Annotated in this window: 17 protein-coding genes and 2 tRNA genes; 8 read left to right on the top strand and 11 right to left on the bottom strand. The window is 64.0% G+C overall.

The genetic code is table 11. The annotated features are described in order from the left end of the window. Window positions 1-26: 26 nt before the first annotated feature. The 5 genes from FJ948_RS02820 to FJ948_RS02800 form a co-directional block, all read right to left on the bottom strand. Window positions 27-1,169 carry a slipin family protein gene (locus FJ948_RS02820; RefSeq protein WP_181173541.1) on the bottom strand — a complete coding sequence of 381 codons (1,143 nt, stop codon included), beginning with the start codon at window positions 1,167-1,169 and terminating at the stop codon, window positions 27-29. 355 nt (window positions 1,170-1,524) lie between these two features. Continuing rightward, window positions 1,525-1,592 (bottom strand) — tRNA-Met (locus FJ948_RS02815). Between the two features lie 2 nt (window positions 1,593-1,594). Continuing rightward, window positions 1,595-1,668: transfer RNA gene (locus tag FJ948_RS02810), tRNA-Tyr, on the bottom strand. 227 nt (window positions 1,669-1,895) lie between these two features. Further along, on the bottom strand, window positions 1,896-2,444 hold the full coding sequence (locus FJ948_RS02805; protein ID WP_140701672.1) for a histidine phosphatase family protein: 549 nt from the start codon (window positions 2,442-2,444) through the stop codon (window positions 1,896-1,898). A gap of 100 nt (window positions 2,445-2,544) precedes the next feature. Then, a complete protein-coding gene (locus tag FJ948_RS02800) occupies window positions 2,545-5,565 on the bottom strand; it encodes a caspase family protein (RefSeq protein WP_140701671.1) in 3,021 nt (1,006 codons plus the stop codon). A gap of 106 nt (window positions 5,566-5,671) precedes the next feature. Here FJ948_RS02800 and FJ948_RS02795 point away from each other — a divergent pair, with 106 nt between their 5' ends. The 3 genes from FJ948_RS02795 (at window position 5,672) to FJ948_RS02785 (ending at window position 9,371) form a co-directional block, all read left to right on the top strand. Further along, window positions 5,672-6,622, top strand: a complete 951-nt coding sequence (locus FJ948_RS02795; protein ID WP_140701670.1) for an AEC family transporter — start codon at window positions 5,672-5,674, stop codon at window positions 6,620-6,622. Between the two features lie 183 nt (window positions 6,623-6,805). Beyond that, a complete protein-coding gene (locus FJ948_RS02790; protein ID WP_140701669.1) occupies window positions 6,806-8,263 on the top strand; it encodes an NAD-dependent succinate-semialdehyde dehydrogenase in 1,458 nt (485 codons plus the stop codon). 85 nt (window positions 8,264-8,348) lie between these two features. Beyond that, entirely contained in the window at window positions 8,349-9,371 is a 1,023-nt protein-coding gene (locus FJ948_RS02785) for an aldose epimerase family protein (RefSeq protein ID WP_140701668.1), read from the top strand. Between the two features lie 4 nt (window positions 9,372-9,375). Here the strand turns inward: FJ948_RS02785 and FJ948_RS02780 are convergent, their stop codons facing one another. After that, window positions 9,376-10,299: a sugar kinase gene (locus tag FJ948_RS02780; RefSeq protein WP_140701667.1), complete on the bottom strand. Its 924-nt coding sequence runs from the start codon at window positions 10,297-10,299 to the stop codon at window positions 9,376-9,378. 151 nt (window positions 10,300-10,450) lie between these two features. Between FJ948_RS02780 and FJ948_RS02775 the strand changes: the two genes are divergently transcribed. Genes FJ948_RS02775 through FJ948_RS02760 form a run of 4 tightly spaced genes read left to right on the top strand, consistent with a single transcriptional unit; the run spans window position 10,451 to window position 12,799 of the window. Next, the gene (locus FJ948_RS02775) at window positions 10,451-10,900 is read left to right on the top strand and encodes a FixH family protein (RefSeq protein ID WP_140701666.1); all 450 of its coding nucleotides are present in this window, start codon (window positions 10,451-10,453) and stop codon (window positions 10,898-10,900) included. A 7-nt stretch (window positions 10,901-10,907) separates the two neighbouring features. Next, window positions 10,908-12,107 carry a cytochrome c peroxidase gene (locus FJ948_RS02770; RefSeq protein WP_140701665.1) on the top strand — a complete coding sequence of 400 codons (1,200 nt, stop codon included), beginning with the start codon at window positions 10,908-10,910 and terminating at the stop codon, window positions 12,105-12,107. A 57-nt stretch (window positions 12,108-12,164) separates the two neighbouring features. Continuing rightward, complete coding sequence (locus FJ948_RS02765) at window positions 12,165-12,488, top strand: type II toxin-antitoxin system RelE/ParE family toxin (protein ID WP_140701664.1); 324 nt, start codon at window positions 12,165-12,167, stop codon at window positions 12,486-12,488. Further along, entirely contained in the window at window positions 12,485-12,799 is a 315-nt protein-coding gene (locus tag FJ948_RS02760) for a helix-turn-helix transcriptional regulator (protein WP_140701663.1), read from the top strand. The genes FJ948_RS02765 and FJ948_RS02760 overlap by 4 nt, the downstream gene beginning before the upstream one ends. A gap of 4 nt (window positions 12,800-12,803) precedes the next feature. Here FJ948_RS02760 and FJ948_RS02755 read toward each other — a convergent pair whose 3' ends face one another. Next, window positions 12,804-13,256, bottom strand: a complete 453-nt coding sequence (locus FJ948_RS02755) for an Lrp/AsnC ligand binding domain-containing protein (protein WP_127872699.1) — start codon at window positions 13,254-13,256, stop codon at window positions 12,804-12,806. Between the two features lie 163 nt (window positions 13,257-13,419). Here FJ948_RS02755 and putA point away from each other — a divergent pair, with 163 nt between their 5' ends. Then, entirely contained in the window at window positions 13,420-17,028 is a 3,609-nt protein-coding gene (putA, locus tag FJ948_RS02750) for a bifunctional proline dehydrogenase/L-glutamate gamma-semialdehyde dehydrogenase PutA (protein WP_140701662.1), read from the top strand. Window positions 17,029-17,040: 12 nt separating this feature from the next. Here putA and FJ948_RS02745 read toward each other — a convergent pair whose 3' ends face one another. From FJ948_RS02745 to FJ948_RS30485, 4 genes are all read right to left on the bottom strand, one after another. Further along, complete coding sequence (locus tag FJ948_RS02745; protein WP_140701661.1) at window positions 17,041-17,355, bottom strand: antibiotic biosynthesis monooxygenase; 315 nt, start codon at window positions 17,353-17,355, stop codon at window positions 17,041-17,043. A gap of 64 nt (window positions 17,356-17,419) precedes the next feature. Next, window positions 17,420-18,457: an energy transducer TonB gene (locus tag FJ948_RS02740; protein WP_246677442.1), complete on the bottom strand. Its 1,038-nt coding sequence runs from the start codon at window positions 18,455-18,457 to the stop codon at window positions 17,420-17,422. A gap of 91 nt (window positions 18,458-18,548) precedes the next feature. Then, window positions 18,549-18,986, bottom strand: coding sequence for a hypothetical protein (locus FJ948_RS02735; RefSeq protein WP_140701660.1), 438 nt, complete (start codon window positions 18,984-18,986; stop codon window positions 18,549-18,551). Window positions 18,987-18,992: 6 nt separating this feature from the next. Next, entirely contained in the window at window positions 18,993-19,502 is a 510-nt protein-coding gene (locus FJ948_RS30485) for a TonB-dependent receptor (RefSeq protein ID WP_246677441.1), read from the bottom strand. Window positions 19,503-19,513: the final 11 nt, after the last annotated feature.

Below are 19,513 nucleotides of genomic sequence, written 5' to 3'. Positions count from 1 at the left end.
GCCCTTCTTGCTGACGTTGGGTAAGCTCAGCTGTCGCGGAGCTTGACCAGGTCGTTGAGCAGCCCGCCCGTCCCGTTGTGGACGGTCAGCCGCTCGACCTTGCCGGCGATGGTTTCCAGAGCCTCGAGCTCCTTCAGCCGCAGCATCACCGGGTTTTCGGCCATCACCCTGGCGGTGTTGAGCAGCGAACGCGTGGCGTTCGTCTCCTCGCGGCGGCGGATGACGTTGGCCTCGGCCTGCTTTTCGGCCGAAACCACCTGGTTGAGGATCTCGCGCATCTCGCCCGGCACGATCACGTCCTTGAGCGCGATGTCGCTGACCTCGACGCCGATCTCGGCCATGTCGGCACGGACCTTGGCCGCGGCTTCCTCGTCGACCGTCACCTTCTTCTCGAGGATCTGGTCGAGGGAGAGCCCGCCCAGCGTCTTGCGGAAGGCGTACTGCAGGGCTCGGTAGAGGGCCTGGGAGAAGTCCTTCACGGCGCTCACCGCCTTGACGGGATCGACGACCCGGTATTCGGCCGCGATGTTGACGCGGATCGTGACGCGATCCTTGGTCAGCACTTCCTGCCCGGCGACATCGAGCGACTGGCGCTTGAGGTCGACGACCTTGATCTGCACCAAGCGTCCGACGTTCCAGAAGCCGTGCACGCCGGCGGCAAGGGTCCGTACCAGGACACCGTCGATGAACAGCAGTCCGGCCTGTCCATCGACGACCGGGTGGACGGACATCAGCTCCACCTTCCTGGCCTGGCCGAGCCGGCGCATGAGCGCCGGATCGATGGCCAGGTCAGCCGACGTGTCGACCATCGTCACCTTCCACGGCCCGGCATCGGTCCACAGCACCAGCTTGCAGTCCGGCGCCAGCACGCTGTGCAAATTGCCGTCGCGCTCGATGACGGCGACCTCCGTGCGCCCGGTGCGGACGACGGTGAAATGACGCGCGGCCACGTCCGGGAGCTTGTCGAACAACGCCTTCTCGTACGCCGAAACGAATTCCGGGTTCCTCAGATCGTGCCGCGAGATCTCCAGGCTGCCGCGCCGGTTGGCGAGCCAATGCTCACCCGGCAGCAGGACAGCCTTGATCTCTCCCTTGTAGAGAGTGAGGGCACGTTCGTTTTCCCTGACGAGGACGCGCTCGCGCCCAAGAACTGTATCGAGAATAGTCATTGTCTACTCCTGTCGGGCATGGCCCCATGCGAGGCGTCAAATCATGCGTCGATCTTCCCTTCGTTTCTCGTTTCACTTCCAAGTCCGGCACGAATGATCCGGGGACTGGTGGCATCGATCCGTGGCGGACCTTCGGGAGCGGATCGCGGGGCAGGGAAGCGGGCTCGGGAAGCCTTGGCCTCCCTTGCCGGCGACACAGCGCCTTGATCATCACCGCGAGCCTAGCCGCGAGCCGATGGCGTCAAACCTTTCGATCCGGCCTCGGCCCGAAGGCTTCGGCCGTCCGTCGGACTTGAAGCATTCCAGTCCCCGGACCGTTTTCAGATAACACCTGGCAGGGTGCTGGCTTATCAGGCCAATGGAGAAGGACTCGAACCTTCGACAGTCAGATTATGAGTCTGATGCTCTCCCAACTGAGCTATCCGTGGTGCGGATGAAGGGACTCGAACCCCCGACCTCCGGATTATGTCCGGCGCTCTCCCAACTGAGCTACACCCACGATCCCAATCCCTAAAGCGGCGCCGTATACAGGGCGGCAAAGCCGCCTGCACGGGCGGAGACGAAAGCTCCAACCGTTGTGCTCGCTTCGGTTTTCGTGACCGGGAGCGCGCCTATAGCCCCTGCGACGGGTTGTCGCAAGCGACATTGTCGGGGTGGATTCGCGGCTTCTTCCGGAAGTGGCATTTAAGCCACACCGGCTCATCCAGACTTGTGAATGGAATCACTTCAGAAAGTGACGCGGCCAAGCACGCGCAGACCGTCGCCTTGCGGTTCGACGACCACAGCTTCGCCTTCACGTGGCGAGATGCCGGTCAGCGCGACGATATTTTCCAGATGGGTGACCATGACCAGATTGTCGGAGCCGGAATAGGCGTGGATTTCCTTCATGATGGCGGCGATCTGCGCTGCCTTCTGGGCATCGTCGCCCTTCAGGAGATCAAGCGGTGCGAACAGTTCCGGCTCGGCCTCGAACGCGATGCGCGCGGTGTCGAGGCATCGGCAGTAGCGGCTGGACAGGACGCGCTCGACGGGAGCCGCTCGCGCGGCGAACAGGGCGCCGATCTTGCTTGCCTGTTGCTTGCCGCGTGCCGACAGATTGACCTGGGTGGAACAGCTGTCGATATCGAAGTTGGCCGGGTCGGTGGTGCCGGTGGTCATGGCGTGGCGCAGCAGCACGACATGCCCGCCGTCACGCAACAGCGCCCATCCGGCGTCCGTCGCATGCGCGGCGGCGGGGACGACAAGCAGGAACAACGCCAAGGCAAATCGGATCATCGCCACCCTTCCAGGAGCCCGCAGCGGACTCCGACCATTCGCATATAGGGATTGGAAAGCGGGGACAAAGACAAGCCGGAGATCGGCAGCGTCTCAGGTCTCACTTTTTGGCGAGTTGCTGCTTCACCAGATCGATCTTCTGGTCGGTGAGCGGGATGGGGATGGTGTAGCCGGCTTCGGTAAAGCCCTGCTTGGCGTTCTCGAAGAACGCGATGGCCTTGAGATACTCCGGCTTGCCACCGCCATAGCTGGCGCGGTTCCAGCTGACGTCGCCAAGATTGTTCTGCTCAAAGGCCCACTGCATCGGCTGGCTTTGCCTCGTGAACACCTTCAGTGTCGCGGTGAAAGCCGCCTCGGCCTCGTCGAGATATTTGCCGGTCCGTTCGATATTGCCGAGGTTGAGCAGGCTCATGCCGATGCCGTTCTGGGCGTTGGCCCAGTCGACCGGTGCGGTCTCCATGGTCAGCACTTCGAGCGCCGCACGCCGCGCGGCGATCGAATCTTGCAAGGTTTTGGGGTCGGCATTGCTCATGCTCAACCAGTGCAGCGTTGAGCCTAGGCCAGCCTGGGTCAGCGCCCATTGCCGCGGGTTGGTTTCGCGCTTGTATTCGCGCAAGGCGTTGCGGTAGGCCTCGACCGCCTCGCTGTAGTGCTCGGGCTTGTCGGTCACGCCGCCAAGAAGCTGCAGCGTGTTGCCGAGATTGTAGTAGCTCATTGCCCAGTCCAGCGGGAATTTTCGCCTGACATAGACCTGGCGGGCCGCCTGGAATGCCGCAACCGACTGCTCCAGCCTGGTCGCGTCACGGGTGCGCTGGCCAAGCGTCTGGTAGATCGAGCCGAGATTGTTCTGCGCCGACGCCCAGTCCATCGGGAAGCGCTGCCGGGTAAACACCGTCAGCGCGTCGTCATAGGCCGCCGCCGCTTCTTCGAGCGTGCCGGTGCCCATGTCGAAGCGGGCGACGCCGCTCAGCGCATTGCCGAGGTTAAGACGGCTGGTGGCCCAGGAGACCGGGAAGGTTTCACGGGTTCTGACCTCGAGCGCGGCGCGAAAAGCGTCGGCCGCCTCGTTGATCTTCGCCTTGTCGTTGAGCTGGATGCCAAGGGTCACAAGCATGTTGCCGAGATTGTTCTCGACCATCGCCCACTCGACCGGCGTTTTTGCGCGCGTGTATTCCTCGAGCGCCAGCCGGTAGGCCGCTTCCGCCTGGGCCAGATGCTCGCCGCCGGGTTCGCGTTCGGACAGCGCATAGAGCGCAAGGCCAAGATTGTTCTGCGAGGACGCCCAGTCGAGCGGAACCTTGGCGCGCGGGCGCTTCTCCAGCGTGGCGCGCATCGCCGCCACCGCCTCGTTCAAGCGCTTCGGGTCGCTCTCGCGTTCGCCGATCTTCAGCAGCACATTGCCGAGATTGTTCTGCGCGGCGGCCCAGTTGAGATCGTCTTTCACATGTTCGAACACGGCAAGCGAATCGCGAAAGATCTGGGCGGCCTCTTCGAGATGCGCGGTCTCGGTCTCGCGCTCGCCGATGTTCTGCAGCACCACCGCCATGTTGTTGCGGGTGATGGCCCAGTCGCGGTTCTGTTCGCCATTGGGAATGAAGTTCAAAATAGTGCGATAGGCTGCGATAGCGCCCTGCAGCGAATCCAGGTCACCGGTGGTGTAGCCGTGGGAATTAAGCGCCTCCGCTTCCTGGTTCTTGTAGTTCCAGCGCAGCTTGTCATCCCATTTCTCGGCCAGCGAGAACGCCTTGGCGTAATCGTTGGCGGCCGATTTGTAATCGAAGACCAGCGCCGAGGCATCGGCCCGCTTGGCATAGATCGCGGCGTCGGCAATGCGCTTCTGCTTGACCAATTCCTCGGCCTGATCGACCGTGTCGTTGGTCTCTTCGACCCGGCCCACGGCATCATCGAGGAATTTTCGCGCCGTGGCGATCGCGCCTTGGCCGATGGCCTTGTCGGCGGAGGCGACCAGGCGTTTGATCTCCGGGTCGTCGGTGCGCAACGCGGCGCGCTCGGACATCATCTTCTTCAGGCGCTCGGCCTGGGCCTGGAGCACTTTTTGCAGGTCGGTCGGATCTTCCGGGATTTTCTCAGTGCCCATCGCCCGCAGCACGCCGTAGAGCGCGTCGAGCGGCACGCCGTCCTGCAGCGAGGCCAGTTCCACCTGCGCCCGCTTGGGGTCGGGCAGGTCGGAGATGGTCAGCAGCAACTGCCGCCGCTCGCCGGTGATCAGACCGTCGTCGCCGGTCGGTTCGGGCGGCGCGACACCGAAATAGAGCAGCCGGCGCAGGCTTTCGTTGACCCAGGGCCGCTGCCTGGCCTTGGTGTCGAGATAGACCTCTTCCGTCACCATGCGCATGACCGAACCGAACTCGGTGCCTTTCATCGCCGCGAGATGGCGCAGCAAAGCCGCCGCGTAGGGGCTGTTTTCGCCAGCGGCGCCATCGAGCGCCGGACGGCCGGGCTCGGCGGCGAAGCCGATCACCGTGCCGAGGCTCGCGTCGGCGGCCGGCGCGTTGCCGAGGGCCTTGGCGCCGCGTACCGGTTCCAGCCCGCCGGCGCCGATCGGCTCGGCCGAGGCGGTTGGCGCGCGCCGCACCATGGCATCGGCCGGAAACGGATTGGTTCGGCAGGCGTCGAGCAGCATGATCGTCACCGGCACGGTCTTCTTCAATTCGTCCATGACGGCGGAAATCGGCACCAGTGCCTGATCGGCATCCTTGAGCGACGACATGTCGGCGTCGACCGGAACCAGATAATTCTCGCCACCGGCCTCGATCCCGTGACCCGAATAATAGATGAGAGCGACGTCGGCACCCTCGGCGTCCTCGACGAAGCGTTCAAGATCGCGCTTCAGCTTGCCGGCGTCGCGGTCGCTGACGTTGCGGGCGTCGAAGCCGAGATCGGTCAGCATCTTGGCCATGTCGCGGGCATCATTGGCCGGGTTGGGCAGGGCGGCGATGTGTTCGTATCTGGATTGGCCCACGATCAGCGCCACGCCCTTGAGGTCTTTCGCCCGGGCAGGCTGAAGCATCGACGCGGCAAGGGAGACAAGCATGGCGACAAACAACGTCAGCCACGCACGCCGGAAAAGACGCAGTTTCGAGGTGTCGACAAAGGTCATTTGTCGTTCCGCCCTGATGATCCAAGCCCTCTATAACCCTGCCAGCCGACGATGATCAAATTCGGGCGCGATTGCGCCGTGAGCGTGGCTCGCCTATCCCTGAAAAATGTCTCCGCTTACCGAAACCGTCCTGTTCGTCTTCAGTCTTGTCGCGCTCGGCTATCTCGCCGGGCTTACGGGCTATCTCAGACCGGCGAGCGGCGAGGGGATATCCGATTTCGCGGTCTCGGTGGCCATGCCGCTGCTTCTGTTCCAGACCATGGTCAATGCCGATTTCCACGGCGTGGCGCCATGGCCGCTGTGGGGTGCCTATTTCACCGCCGTGGCGATCACCCGGGCCGCCGGCCATATCGTCACGACGCGGGTCTTCGGTCGCGACGCCCGCGCCGGTGTCGTCGGCGGCGTATCGTCCGCCTACTCCAATGTGGTGCTGCTCGGAGCCCCCTTCATTCTTGGCATATTCGGTCCGAGCGGTTTCGAAGTGCTGTCGCTGCTTGTCTCGGTACATCTGCCGATCATGATGATGGCCTCGATCGTGCTGTTCGAGATGTTCGGTCGCGGCAGCGGCGAACAGGTCCATCCCTTGCGCGTCGTCAGAAGTTTCCTGCGGCGGCTGTTCATCAATCCGCTGATCATCGGCATTCTCCTGGGCCTCGCATGGCGCCTGAGTGGCGTGCCGCTGCCGAACCTCGCCATGCGGTTGGTCGATGCGCTGGCCGACACCGCCGGGCCGGTGGCGCTGTTTGCCATGGGGCTCAGCCTGCGCCGCTTCGGCATATCGGGCAATGTCCGGCCGGCGCTGGCGCTTTCGGCGCTGAAACTGTTCCTGATGCCTGCGCTGGTCCTCGCCTTCGTCTGGCTGCTCGGCCTGCCGCCGCTGACGGCCAAGGTGGCGGTCGTGGTGGCGGCACTGCCGTCGGGCATCAATTCCTATCTCATCGCCGTGCAGTTCAATACCGGCCAAGCGCTGGCATCGAACCAGATGACCATCGCGACCGCCTGCGCGGCCGTCACCACGGCTTTCTGGCTGACGGTTGTCCTGCATGCTTTCGGGTGAGGTTGACGGCGTCGTGCGCCGCCCCGCTCTCGTTTCGGGCTGGTCCAACCCCTATATGCCATCTTGCGATTGCTTGCTGGGCTTTCCCTAGGTTAAGAGCAATGGCTCCAGCGTGCGGCCCTGCCTGCGCTTTACCGAAGACATCCAGATAGCGGCCCGTGAGCGCCGAACGGAGGCTAGACCATGCTTCAGAAAACCAGCCATTTCATGCGCCAGGCCAATCTCATCAACGGCGAATGGGTGCAGGCCGACAGCGGCCAGACGGTCGATGTGAACAATCCGGCCACCGGCCTCAAGATCGGCACGGTGCCTAAGTCGGGCAAGGCCGAGACCCGCCGCGCCATCGAGGCCGCCGACGAAGCCTTCAAGACCTGGCGCAAGACGACCGCGCTCGAGCGCTCCAAGCTGCTGCGCAAGCTGCATGACGCGATGATGGACAATCAGGACGTGTTGGCCGAACTGCTTACCATCGAGCAGGGCAAGTCGCTGTTCGAATCGAAGGGCGAGATCGGCTCGGCCGCGGCCTATATCCTGTGGTTCGCCGAAGAAGGGCGCCGCACTTATGGTGACGTCGTGCCCTCGCCATGGGCGGATCGCCGCATCCTGGTGACCAAGGAACCGGTCGGCGTCATTGCCGCCATCACGCCGTGGAATTTCCCGTCCTCGATGCTGGCCCGCAAGCTCGGTCCCGCACTTGCCGCCGGCTGCACCGCCGTGGTCAAGCCGGCATCGCAGACGCCGTATTCGGGTCTCGCCTGGGGCGCGCTGGCCGAGGAAGTCGGTTTTCCCAAGGGTGTCGTCAACATCCTGACCGGTGCCGCCGGTGAGATCGGCGACGAGATTTGCGCCAATCCGCTCGTCAAGAAGATCACCTTCACCGGCTCGACCGAGGTCGGCAAGATCCTGATCCAGAAATCGTCGGTCACGGTCAAGAAGGTGTCGATGGAACTCGGCGGCAACGCGCCGTTCATCGTCTTCGACGACGCCGATATCGAGCGTGCCGTTGCTGGCGCGATCACCGCCAAATATCGCAATTCCGGCCAGACCTGCGTCTGCACCAACCGCTTCCTCGTCCAGGCCGGCGTCTATGACAAGTTCGTCGAGAAGCTCGCCGCGGCCAGCAATGGATTGAAAGTCGGTTCCGGCCTCGAAGAGGGCGTCCAGCAGGGCCCGCTGATCGATGAGAAGGCGGTCGAGAAGGTCGAGGAGCTGATCGCCGACGCCACCGCCAAGGGCGGCAAGATCGTCGCCGGCGGTCATCGCCATGCACTGGGCGGCTCGTTCTTCCAGCCGACGGTCATCGCCAACGCGACGCCGAAAATGCGCTTCATGAAGGAAGAGATCTTTGGGCCGGTCGCACCCGTGTTCAAGTTCGAGACCGAGGAAGAGGCCGTCGCGCTCGCCAACGAAACCGAGTTCGGCCTCGCCTGCTATTTCTATACCGGCGATCTCGGCCGCGCCTTCCGGGTCATGGAAGGCCTGAAATACGGCATGGTCGGCGTCAATGAAGGACTGATCACCACACCGGAAGCGCCGTTCGGCGGCGTCAAGGAATCGGGGCTCGGCAAGGAAGGCGGCCATCAGGGCATCGAGGACTACCTCGATACCAAATATGTGTGCATCGGCGGCCTCGGCCTCTGATAGGCTGGTGCTGGGGCAGGCCGGTAAACCTGCCCCAGGCTGACCAACCAGCCGAAGTCCTTTGGATCCACTGGCATTTGCGGGCATGACGATGAAGGACGGCGAGGTTTTCGGCACGACGCAGGCGGGCGAACCGGTCCGCCGCTTCACCATCAGGGGCGGCGGCCTTACCGCCAACATCATCGGGCTCGGCGCCATCGTCCAGGATCTGCGCCTGACCGGGCACGACGCGCCGCTGGTCCTCGGCTACAACAATCTGGAAGCCTATGAGACCGACACCGGCTTCTTCGGGGCGGTGGTCGGGCGCTACGCCAACCGCATCGGCGATGGCCGTTTCACCATTGGCGGCAACCGCTACCAGACCGAGCGCAACTTCCTCGACCAGCATACGCTGCATGGCGGCTCGCAAGGCTACTCCCACCGGCCATGGACGGTTTCGCTGCATGGCAGGGATTTCGTAACGCTGACGCTGCATGATCCCGACGGCGCGATGGGCTTTCCCGGCGCGCTCGACGTCACCTGCACCTACCGGCTGAAGATTCCCGGAACGCTCAGCGTCGAGCTGACGGCGACCTGCGAGGAGCCGACGCTGTGCAATCTCACCCAGCATTCCTATTTCAACCTCGATGACGGCGGCACCGGCGACATTCTCGACCATCGCATGATGCTGAACGCCGGCGCCTATCTGCCCGTCGACGGCGACATGATCCCGACCGGCGTGGTCAAGCCGGTTGACGGCACGCCCTTCGATTTTCGCCAGGCGCGGCCGTTGCGCATGGAAACGGAAGGCGAGCAGTTGCCCTACGACCAGAATTTCTGCCTTGCCTCGGCGCGCGGTCCGCTCAAGCAGGCGGCATGGGTGCAAGGGGCGAATTCCGGCGTCGAGATGGAAGTGTGGACCACGGAGCCCGGCGTGCAGCTCTATACCGGGCAATATGTGACGCCGCGCACCGGCCTGGAAGGACGGGACTACAAGGCCTTCAGCGGCTTCTGCCTGGAGCCGCAAATATGGCCGGACGCGCCGAACCGGCCCTATTTCCCGCAGGCGACGCTATGGCCTGGCGCGATCTATCACCACGTGACCGAATACCGCTTCCGGCAGGGTTAGCTTTTCAAGACTTGTCGAACGCTGCCCGCAGCGTCTCGAACGGCGCCAGCGCCCCTCGAACCTGGACGACGGCAGCGGCAACGCGATGGCCCCGGCGGGCGGCTTCCTGCGGACTGTGACCGGCAAGACGAGCGGCGAGATAGCCTCCATTGAAGGAATCGCCGGCGCCGGTCGTGTCGGCAGGGGCCGCGACATGGATTGCAGGCACGTCCTGCAATGATCCGTTTTCGGCAATCAGTGCCGGCTGCTCGCCGTTCTTGACCACGACCTCATTGACCAATTGCGCGAGGCGATCGGCGGTCGCCTGCGGTGTCTCATCTCCAAACAGCATCTGCTCATCCGGAAAGGTCGGCAGCGCGATATCGGTGACGGCAAGCGCTTCGACGATCGCTGCCTGTGCGTCCTCGCGGCTGCGCCACAGCCGTGGCCGGTAGTTGGGATCGAAGGCGACCGTCGAGCCGGCTGCGCGCGCCTTCGCCACGGCCGCCAGAAGTGTGGCACGCGCGGCCTTATCGAGAATTGCCAAAGTGATTCCGGAAAAGTACACAAGATATTGATTTTGCAGGTTTTCCGACAGCGCTGCCGGATCCGACGCGAGCTGTCGGGCGGCGGCGTCGCCGCGCCAGTAGGTGAAGGAGCGCTCGGCGCCGGTCAGCGTGATGGCATAGAGGCCGGGGCGGGCGCCCGGTATGACCGGGCTGGTGCCGATGCGGATGCCGTTTTCGGCGAAGAAAGCGATCTGGCCTTGCGAGAAAGGATCGTCGCCGAACGCCGAGACATAGGTTGCGGGCCGGTCGCCGCTCAGCGCATGCAGCGCCCACAGCGTGTTGAACGTGTCGCCGGCAAACCCCATGCGCCAGTTCGGCCCGGTCTGGCCGGACAGTTCGAGCATGCACTCGCCGATCGACGCAATGCCGTTTCCCACCATCTGCGATCCTCCAGTGATTTCGGTGCTGTAGCTTTTTGCCGGACGCAGCGCCATGCTTGGCAAGCAGGCATTTTTGCGCCACAGCGTTTTCCCACAGGCTGGCGGGATGCGATCCGCTCGGCTGAGCGTTGTCCGCAGAAGAGGAACCGGTTTGGCATCGTTATGGCGTTATCTCCTGGCAGGTCTTGGTCTGGCTGCTTTGCTGGCCGGCGTACTCGCGGCCGTCTACCTGACCGCGCCGCAGTCGGGGCAACCGCTCGGACCGGATGTCTCGCGGACGAAGAAAACAGACAATGGACTCTACGTGGCGAGCTTGGTGCCGGAACGCGGTGTCGTGCGGCAGGGCGAACTGGAAGCCTGGCTGCTGACGCTGAAAACCAAGACCGGGGCTTCGGTGGAGCGCGCCGCGATCGCCATCTCCGGCGGCATGCCGCTACACAATCACGGTCTGCCGACCAGCCCGCAGGTCACCGATTATCTCGGCGAGGGCCGTTACCGCATCGAGGGGCTGAAATTCACCATGAGCGGATGGTGGCAGCTGCGTTTCGCCATATCGTCCGGCGCGGGCTCCGATACGGTGCTGTTCAACGTGGTGCTGTGAGCGGTCGATGAGGCGCCTTTTCTGCTCTCTGGCGCTGGCCATGGCCGCCATTCTTGCTGGTTGCGGCAAGCCGGATTTTTCCGATGCGGAGAAGCAGACGATCGCTTCGCTCGCGCTGAACACGCTACCGGCGCTGAAGCCCGACACCACCAACCGGTTCGCCGATATGCCGGCCGCCGCGGCACTCGGCTCGACGCTGTTCTTCGATGTCGGGATGAGCCACGACGGCACGGTGTCCTGCTCGACCTGCCACAAGATCGACCGCCAGTTCCAGGACGACCTGCCGCAGGCGGTGGGCGTCGGCCGCACCAACCGGCGCACCATGCCGCTGGCCGGTGTGGCGCGCGACCCCTGGTTCTTCTGGGATGGCCGCCGCGACAGCCTGTGGGCGCAGGCGCTGACACCGCTCGAAAATCCGCTGGAACAGGCGGGAAACCGCACCGCCTACGCGCATTACATGAAGGCGCGTTTCGGCGAACGCTACGAGCGCATCTTTGGGCCATTGCCTGATTTTTCCGGCATTCCGCCGAATGCCAGCCCGCTCGGAAGCGAAGCCGAAAAGGCTGCCTGGAACGCGATGAGCGATACGCAGCGGGACGCCATCAACCGCGTCTATGCCAATATCGGCAAAGCGATCGCCGCTTTCGAACGCTCGATCGAGCCGGCGCCGACGCGCTTCGACCGTTTCGCGCTGAACCTTTCCACGGGCGCCGAGCCGAAAGGCGATGCCATCTTTTCCCGGGAGGAAATCCTCGGGCTGAAGCTGTTCATCGGCAAGGCCAATTGCGTGACCTGCCATAACGGCCCGCGCTTCACCGACAATGGCTTTCACAACACCGGTGTGCCGCCTGTCGCGAACCTGCCGCCGGATCGCGGGCGCGTCGATGCGGTGGCCCAGGTCGAGGCCGATCCGTTCAACTGCTTCGGCGCCTATCGCGACGGCGACGCCAGTGCCTGCGGCGAGCTGCGCTTCATGGTCAAGGATGCGCCGGAACTGGTGCGTGCCTACAAGACACCATCGCTGCGTGGGGCTGCGACACGGCCGCCTTACATGCATGCCGGGCAGTTTTCATCGCTCGACGAAGTGGTGGCTCACTATGCCAAGGCTGCACCAAGCGTCGAAGGCACCTCCGAGGTTCATCCGCTGGAACTCTCTGACCGCGAGCGTGCGGAACTGGTAGCGTTTTTAAAGACGCTGGCGGAGTGAGAGGCAGCGGGCAAGTCGGTGTTGAAATAATATTGCAAAAAAGGTATATTTCGTGCGATGAGCTGGACCGTTGCGTTTCTCAATGTTGAGGTGAGGCAGGAGCTCGAAGCTCAGCCGAAAGATATCCTGGCCAGCTTCCTTCGAATATCGCGTTTGGTCGAAGAGCATGGGCTGCAAAAGGTCCACGAGCCCTATGTAAAGCATCTGGAAGGCAGGCTTTCGGAGATGCGCATGAAGGGTCGTGATGGTATCGCCCGTGCTATTTATGTAACTGCTGCCGAACGTCGAGTGGTTGTGGTGCGAGTATTCGCTAAAAAGACCCAGAAGACGCCTCGAAGCGAGGTCGAGCTGGCCCTCAAGCGAGCAAAGGAGGTTCTATGAGCCGGAAAACAATTCTCGTTGAGGACGCCGCAAAGGAGTGGTTCAAGGACCCGGAGTTCGTTGCCGAATATGAGGCGCTGGACGAGGAGTTCGCGATCGCCGAAGCTTTGATCAAGGCCCGTGGCGAAGCGGATATGACGCAGGAAGAGGTCGCTGTCGCCATGGGCACCACGCAGGCGGTGATTGCTCGCTTGGAGAGCGGTCGAAACATGCCTTCCACTCGGACCCTGCAGCGTTTTGCCAAGGCGACGGGCTCGAAGCTTCGCATCCGCTTTGAGCCCGGGAAGCCAAAGTCACGTACTGGCCACTGAACCCCTATCTGTCCTTCACCGTCTCCATCGCCACGAAGGTCGAGGTCTGGGCGACATGCGGCAAGGCCGAGATGCGCTCGCCGAGCACGCGGCGGTAGGCGGCGATGTCCCGGGTGCGGACCTTCAGGAGATAATCGAAGCTCGACGCCATCATGTGGCACTGCTCGATCTCCGGCACGGCCTGGACGGACCGGTTGAAAGCATCGAGCGCGGCGGATCGGGTGTCAGACAATTTCACCTGGACGAAGGCGACATGGCCTTCACCCATGCGCTCGCGGTCGATGATCGCCTGATAGCCTCTGATGTAGCCGTCCTTTTCCAGCCGCTTCACGCGCGCCTGCACCGGCGTCTTGGACAGACCGACCTTTGCCGCGAGCTCCGACATGGAAAGCCGGCCATTGCCGGCCAGCGCTGACAGGATGTTCCTGTCGATGCGGTCCAATTGGTCTTCTATCATCGAAAACGTAGCCTAAATCCGTGATTTCTGGCCATATGATAGACCGATTGAACTTCCATGTCGATTTTTTCGGACCGCCTGAAATCCAGCACTTGTGCTAGCTTGCGCCATTCGGTCCGGTGACCGCCGGTCCGCTCCCTGATGCTTGCTTCACAGGACCGCCATGCCGCTCGACGCCATCCGCCAGCAGATCCGCGCCAATTATTTGCCCGACGAAGACGAGGCTGTCAGACGGTTGGCCACGGCGACAGGCCTGTCGGCCGCAGACCGCAAGGCGATCTCGACCCGCGCGGCCGATTTGGTGCGGGCGGTGCGGGGCTCCACCGATCCCCGGCTGATGGAAGTTTTTCTTTCGGCCTACGGGCTCTCCACCAAGGAAGGCGTGGCGCTGATGTGCCTGGCCGAGGCGCTGCTGCGCGTGCCCGACACCGAGACGATGGATGATCTTATCGCAGACAAAATCGCGCCGCACGACTGGTCGGCGCATTCCGGCGGTTCGAGCTCGATCTTCGTCAACGCCTCGACCTGGGCGCTGATGCTGACCGGCCGCGTGCTAGATGAAGGCGAGGGCGGCATCGAAGGCACGCTGCGCTCGATGGTGCGCCGTCTGGGAGAGCCGGTCATCCGCAAGGCGGTGGCCGCCGCCATGCGCGAGATGGGCGAGCAGTTCGTGCTCGGCCGCACCATCGCGGAAGCCGTCAAGCGCGGCCGGTCGATGACGCAGAAGGGTTATCTCTATTCCTTCGACATGCTGGGCGAGGCCGCCCGCACCGAGGCGGATGCGCTGCGTTATCACAAGGCCTATGCCGACGCCATTTCCTCGCTCGATGCCGGCTCCAACGGCCCCGATATCCGCCACAACCACGGCATCTCGGTCAAGCTCTCGGCGTTGCATCCGCGCTACGAGGTGGCGCAGAAGGAAGAAATGCTGCCCGTGATGGCCGAGCGGCTGCTGTCGCTGGCGCTCGCGGCTAGGCATTCGCGGATGGGACTCAACATCGATGCCGAGGAGGCGGATCGCCTCGATCTGTCGCTCGATGTGATCGAGCGGGTGCTTGCCGAACCGGAACTTTCTGGCTGGAACGGTTTTGGCGTCGTTGTGCAGGCCTATGGGCCGCGCGCGGCCTTCACCATCGACTGGCTCTATGCGCTGGCGAAAAAGTACAACCGCAACATCATGGTGCGGCTGGTGAAAGGCGCGTATTGGGACACCGAGATCAAGCGGGCGCAGACGCTTGGGCTCACTGGTTATCCCGTCTTCACGCGCAAGGCCAACACCGACGTTTCCTACATGGCATGCGCGAAGAAACTGCTTGGCATGACCGACCGCATCTATCCGCAGTTCGCGACCCACAATGCCCACACCGTCGCCGCCATCCTGTCCATGGCCGACAACCGCGACACCTTCGAGTTCCAGCGCCTGCATGGCATGGGCGAGGCCTTGCACGAAACCGTGCGCCGGTCGGAGGGCACGCGCTGCCGCATCTATGCGCCAGTCGGCGCGCATTCGGACCTGCTTGCCTATCTGGTCCGCCGGCTGCTGGAAAATGGCGCCAACTCCTCTTTCGTGCATCAGCTGACCGATGAGGAAGTCGAGCCGGAAGATATCGCGCGCGATCCGCTGGAGACGATCGAGAGCCAGGGTCCCGCCGCCAATCCGGCGATTGCCCGGCCATCCCAGATCTTTGGGATCGGGCGCCGCAACTCGAAAGGATTCGACATTACCGACACGGTGACGCTGGCTGCAATCGACAAGGCCAAAGCGGCTTTTGCCGGGCTGGATCGCTGGCACGCCAAGCCGATCACGCGCGCCGCCGGCTATGGCAAGCAACGCCCGATCGTCAATCCGGCAAAGCCTTCCGAGGTCGTCGGCACGGTTCATGAGGCCGCCGCCAAGCAGGTCGCGACCGCCGTGCGCATCGCTGTCGAGGCGCAGCCGGCCTGGGCAAAACGGCCGGTTGCCGAGCGTGCCGCGATCCTCAACCGCGCGGCCGACCTTTACGAGGCCAACGCGGTCGAGTTCTTCGCGCTCGCCACCCGCGAGGCCGGCAAGTCGCTTGCCGACGGCGTGGCCGAGGTGCGCGAGGCCGTCGACTTCCTGCGCTACTACGCGGCGGAAGCGGCGAATGCCGAGGCCGGCACGCAGGCGCGGGGCGCCATCGTGTGCATCTCGCCATGGAATTTCCCGCTCGCCATCTTCACCGGCCAAATCGCGGCAGCACTCGTCACCGGCAATTCGGTGATCGCCAAGCCCGCCGAGCAGACACCGCTGATCGCCTTCCGCGCCGTCGAGATGCTGCGCGAGGCCGGCGTGCCGGAAGATATCATCCAGCTTCTGCCGGGTGACGGTCCCTCTGTCGGCGCTCCGCTGACGGCGGATCCGCGCATCGCCGGCGTCTGCTTCACCGGGTCGACCGAGGTCGCCAAGCTGATCGAAAAACAGCTGGCCGAGACGGCGGCGCCTGATGCCATGCTGATCGCCGAGACCGGTGGTCTCAACGCCATGATCGTCGATTCCACCGCGCTGCCCGAACAGGCGGTGCGCGATATCCTGGCCTCGTCCTTCCAGAGTGCCGGCCAGCGCTGTTCGGCGCTGCGCGTGCTCTATGTGCAAAAGGACGTCGAGAAGAAGATGCTGGAGATGCTGAAGGGCGCCATGGAAGCGCTCAACATCGGCGATCCCTGGCTGATCTCGACCGATGTCGGCCCGGTCATCGACGACGAGGCGCAAAGCTCCATCCGCGACTACTGCACGAAGATGGGCCTGCAGGGCCGGCTGCTCGCCAAGCTCGAAGCCCCGAAAGACGGGCGCTTCGTTGCGCCGCATGTCTTCCGGGTCAAGGGCATCGAGGAGATGGAGCGCGAAGTGTTCGGGCCGGTGCTGCATGTCGCCAGTTTCGACGCCGACCAGATCGACAGCGTCATCGCCGCCATCAACCGCAAGGGTTATGGCCTGACCTTCGGCCTGCACACCCGCATCGAGGGTCGCGTCCAGCATTTCGTCGACGGCATTCATGCCGGCAACATCTACGTCAACCGCAACCAGATCGGCGCCGTCGTCGGCTCGCAGCCCTTTGGCGGCGAAGGGCTTTCGGGCACCGGACCGAAGGCCGGCGGGCCGCACTATCTCAGGCGTTTCCGCAAGGGACCGGAAGCCGGCACGGAAGTCGGCGAGGGCCACAAGGTGACGGCGACCGAACTTGCCGACAACCTGCCCGATCCGACGCTCGGCGGCTGGTCGACGCGGCCGGACCGGATCGCCATCCTGAGGAAGCATCTGCGCGGCAAGGGCGCGGCGGCGATCGGTGCGGCGGCTAGCATCGATTTCGGCCAGGTCGATTTGCCCGGGCCGACCGGCGAGGCCAACACGCTGTCGCTATCGCCGCGCGGCCGGGTGCTGTGCCTGGGTCCGGACGGCGACACGCTGCTGGCGCAGACCATTCAGGCACTTGCCGCCGGCAATGCGGTGCTGGCCGTCGCGCCAGGCGCCCCGGCGGCGCTCTCCGCGTTGACCGGCAAAGGCCTGCCGCTGGCGGCCATCGACGGCCGCCCCGATCCCGTCGAGGCGCGCTCGCTGCGTGTCGACGTCGTTGCCTTCTCTGGCACGCCCGAGGCGGCGCGTATCGTGCGCAAGGTGATCGCCGAGCGTTCGGGCCCGATCGTGCCGCTGGTCAGCGAAGTGCTTTATCCGGCTGCTTATGCGCATGAGCGGGCCGTCTGCGTCGACACCACTGCGGCGGGCGGCAATGCCAGCCTGCTTGCCGCGGCGTAGACTGGCCGGTTCTCAAGCACCCTCGACGACGGAAAAGCCCTCGAATTGCGGGTGGCCGAGATAGTGGACTTTCGTCGTGCCGACATTGCGGTGGGCGGCGCGAAAATTCTCCGATCTGGTCCAGGCGACGAAATCCTCATGGCTCGCCCACACCGTGTGCGACGCAAACAGCGTATAACCTTCGGTCTCGTTGACCGGGCCGCGCAGCAGATGGAACTCGCGAAAGCCTTTCATCTCGGCAAGGCTGGAATCGCGGTTCTTCCACACGGCTTCGAAATCGGCCTCGGAGCCGGTCCGCACCTTGAAGCGGTTCATGGCGATGTACATGGAATTCCTTTCTGATCGTTGGATCGCGCTGATTGGCGAATGGTTTGAGCGGCAAGGCAGGACCTCAGAACGGTCCAATTGCGCCTGTGAACACCAGGCTGTTGCCTACCTTGGGTGGGATGGGCGGGAAGGGCGCTGCCTTGCGCACGATGCCGAGCACGACCTGATCGAAGTTTGGCGATCCGGAGCTTTGCAGGATACGCAGATCGTCGATGCCGCCGCGGCTGCCGATGACGAATGTCACGACAGCATTGTTGAGCGCTGTGAGCTGCACCGCTGGAGGCACTGCACGATTGACCCCGCTGAGCTTGCGGATGACGTCGCTGCGATAGCTGTCCTCCGTGGCGCTGCCCACCTCTTTTTGCTTTTTGCCTTTGCTAGCCGTCCGCGCGGAACGGACTTGGCCGTCGGCCGTGCCGCGCTTGTCGTCCACTTCGCTTGCCGCGACGGCTGGCGGACTTGGCCTGGGGCTGGGCACAGGAGGTTGTGCGATGGCGGCGACTGTCTCTGGGGTTTCGGGTTGAACCTCCGGCTGTGCCGGCTCTTCGATTTTTGCCGCAACGCTCTGATTGTCATCGCGAGGGACGTCGGTCACCAGTATATCGGGCGTTGACGAGGCCTGCCTTGCCGGCTCGGGTGACGGTGGCCTGGCCGCTTCACGGACAGGTTGAGACGGCTCGAGCGGCTTCTCGGGCGAGGCCGCGGCTTGCCGGGCCGGTGGTGGTTGGGGCGACGAAGCGGGACGAGACGGTGCCGGTTTGGCCGGTTGTGGGTTGGGCACCAGTGTGACGTTCATCGCCTGCGATTCGCGGTCCAGCGCGCTGCCCGCCACCTTGTCGCCGGCCTGGTCGCTGCCTTGCGACTGCGCCGTATCCGGCAAGTCGGCAGCGCCTTTGGGCGAGATCAGGAAAGCCGCCACCACGCCGGCGTGAAGCAGGCAGGACGCGACGATCGCCGCCGGCCATCTGCCTTTGGCTGCGGGTGGCGTCCAGCCGATCGGCTCTGCGGGCACGATGGCCAACTCGTCGCCGGCGTCGGGGAGGGGACTGATTTCCTGCATGTCGCGCGGCGGAAATTGCAGCGGCCGGCGCCGACTTGTCAAATCAACATCGATTGCCCCGCTCCGGGACATCGGGACGCTGCCCAGCGGGCGGGCCTCGGTCTTTCCCAGGGATGCTTGATGCAGCCCCACCTCAGACGCCGAAAGCGATGCCGGTCTTGGTGTCCGTCTTCAGCTTGCGCATGCAGGCGGCCGGCTCGACGCCTGAGCCCACGCATTCGGTCGCGCTGTTGATCAGCACGCGGCTGACCTTGGTGCAGTCGGTGCCGGCGAGGTCAAAACGCGTCACCTTTGTCTTGCCGGAAGGCAGGTCCTTGAAGTCGAGCACGGTCAGCCGGTCGACGACCCCGGCCTCGTTGAACAACGCGATCTCGAACGCCGCCTTGGTGACGTCGGCGCCGAGACTGTTGTTGACCAGGAAGGTCAGCCGGCAGCCCTTTTCCGAAGGCTGCGCGGCATTGAGTTCGAGGGTCAGGACCGGCGCGGACTGCTCAGTCCACGCCGGAAGCGTCGCAAGCGACATCGCCAGCGTCGAGGTCAGCAGACGAAGCGATGCCGTCAAGCTCGTCATGGCAGATCAGCCTCCAAAACGCATGGTTGCCGCCAGTTTCAGCGTGATGCCGGGTTCATAGACCGCGACTGTCGTGCTGCCGTTGAGCGGGTTGGCGTATTTGACGTCGAACAGATTGTCGGCGCGGAAATCGACCTTCAGATTGTCGGTCGCCTGATAGCTGGCGAAGGCGTTGACCAGCGTGTAGTCCGTGGCCACCGCATTGCCCTTCGGCTTGCCATTGTACTGCACTTCACCGCCAACGGTCAGCTTGTCCTCGAGGAAGCGCAGGCCCAACTGAGCGGTGACCTGAGAGGAGGGGATGGTGGCGAGGTCGGCTTCCACGCCCTTGTAGGAAACGGTGTGACCGTTGGTGATCGAGGCGGAAAGCCCGGCATAGCCCCATGCCGCGTCGTAGACGCCTTCCAACTCGAAGCCGTCGATCTTGGCCTTGGCGAAATTCTGATATTGGAAGCAGATCGGGATGCCGGGGCCGAACGGGCAGCCGCTGCCTGGAGCGAACGGTGACAGGGTCACGCAGATTTGGA

It is taken from the genome of Mesorhizobium sp. B2-3-12, assembly GCF_006442205.1.
Taxonomy (GTDB): Bacteria; Pseudomonadota; Alphaproteobacteria; order Rhizobiales; family Rhizobiaceae; genus Mesorhizobium.
Note: the sequence above shows the minus strand (reverse complement) of the source record. Positions and strands in the feature narration are given on the sequence as shown.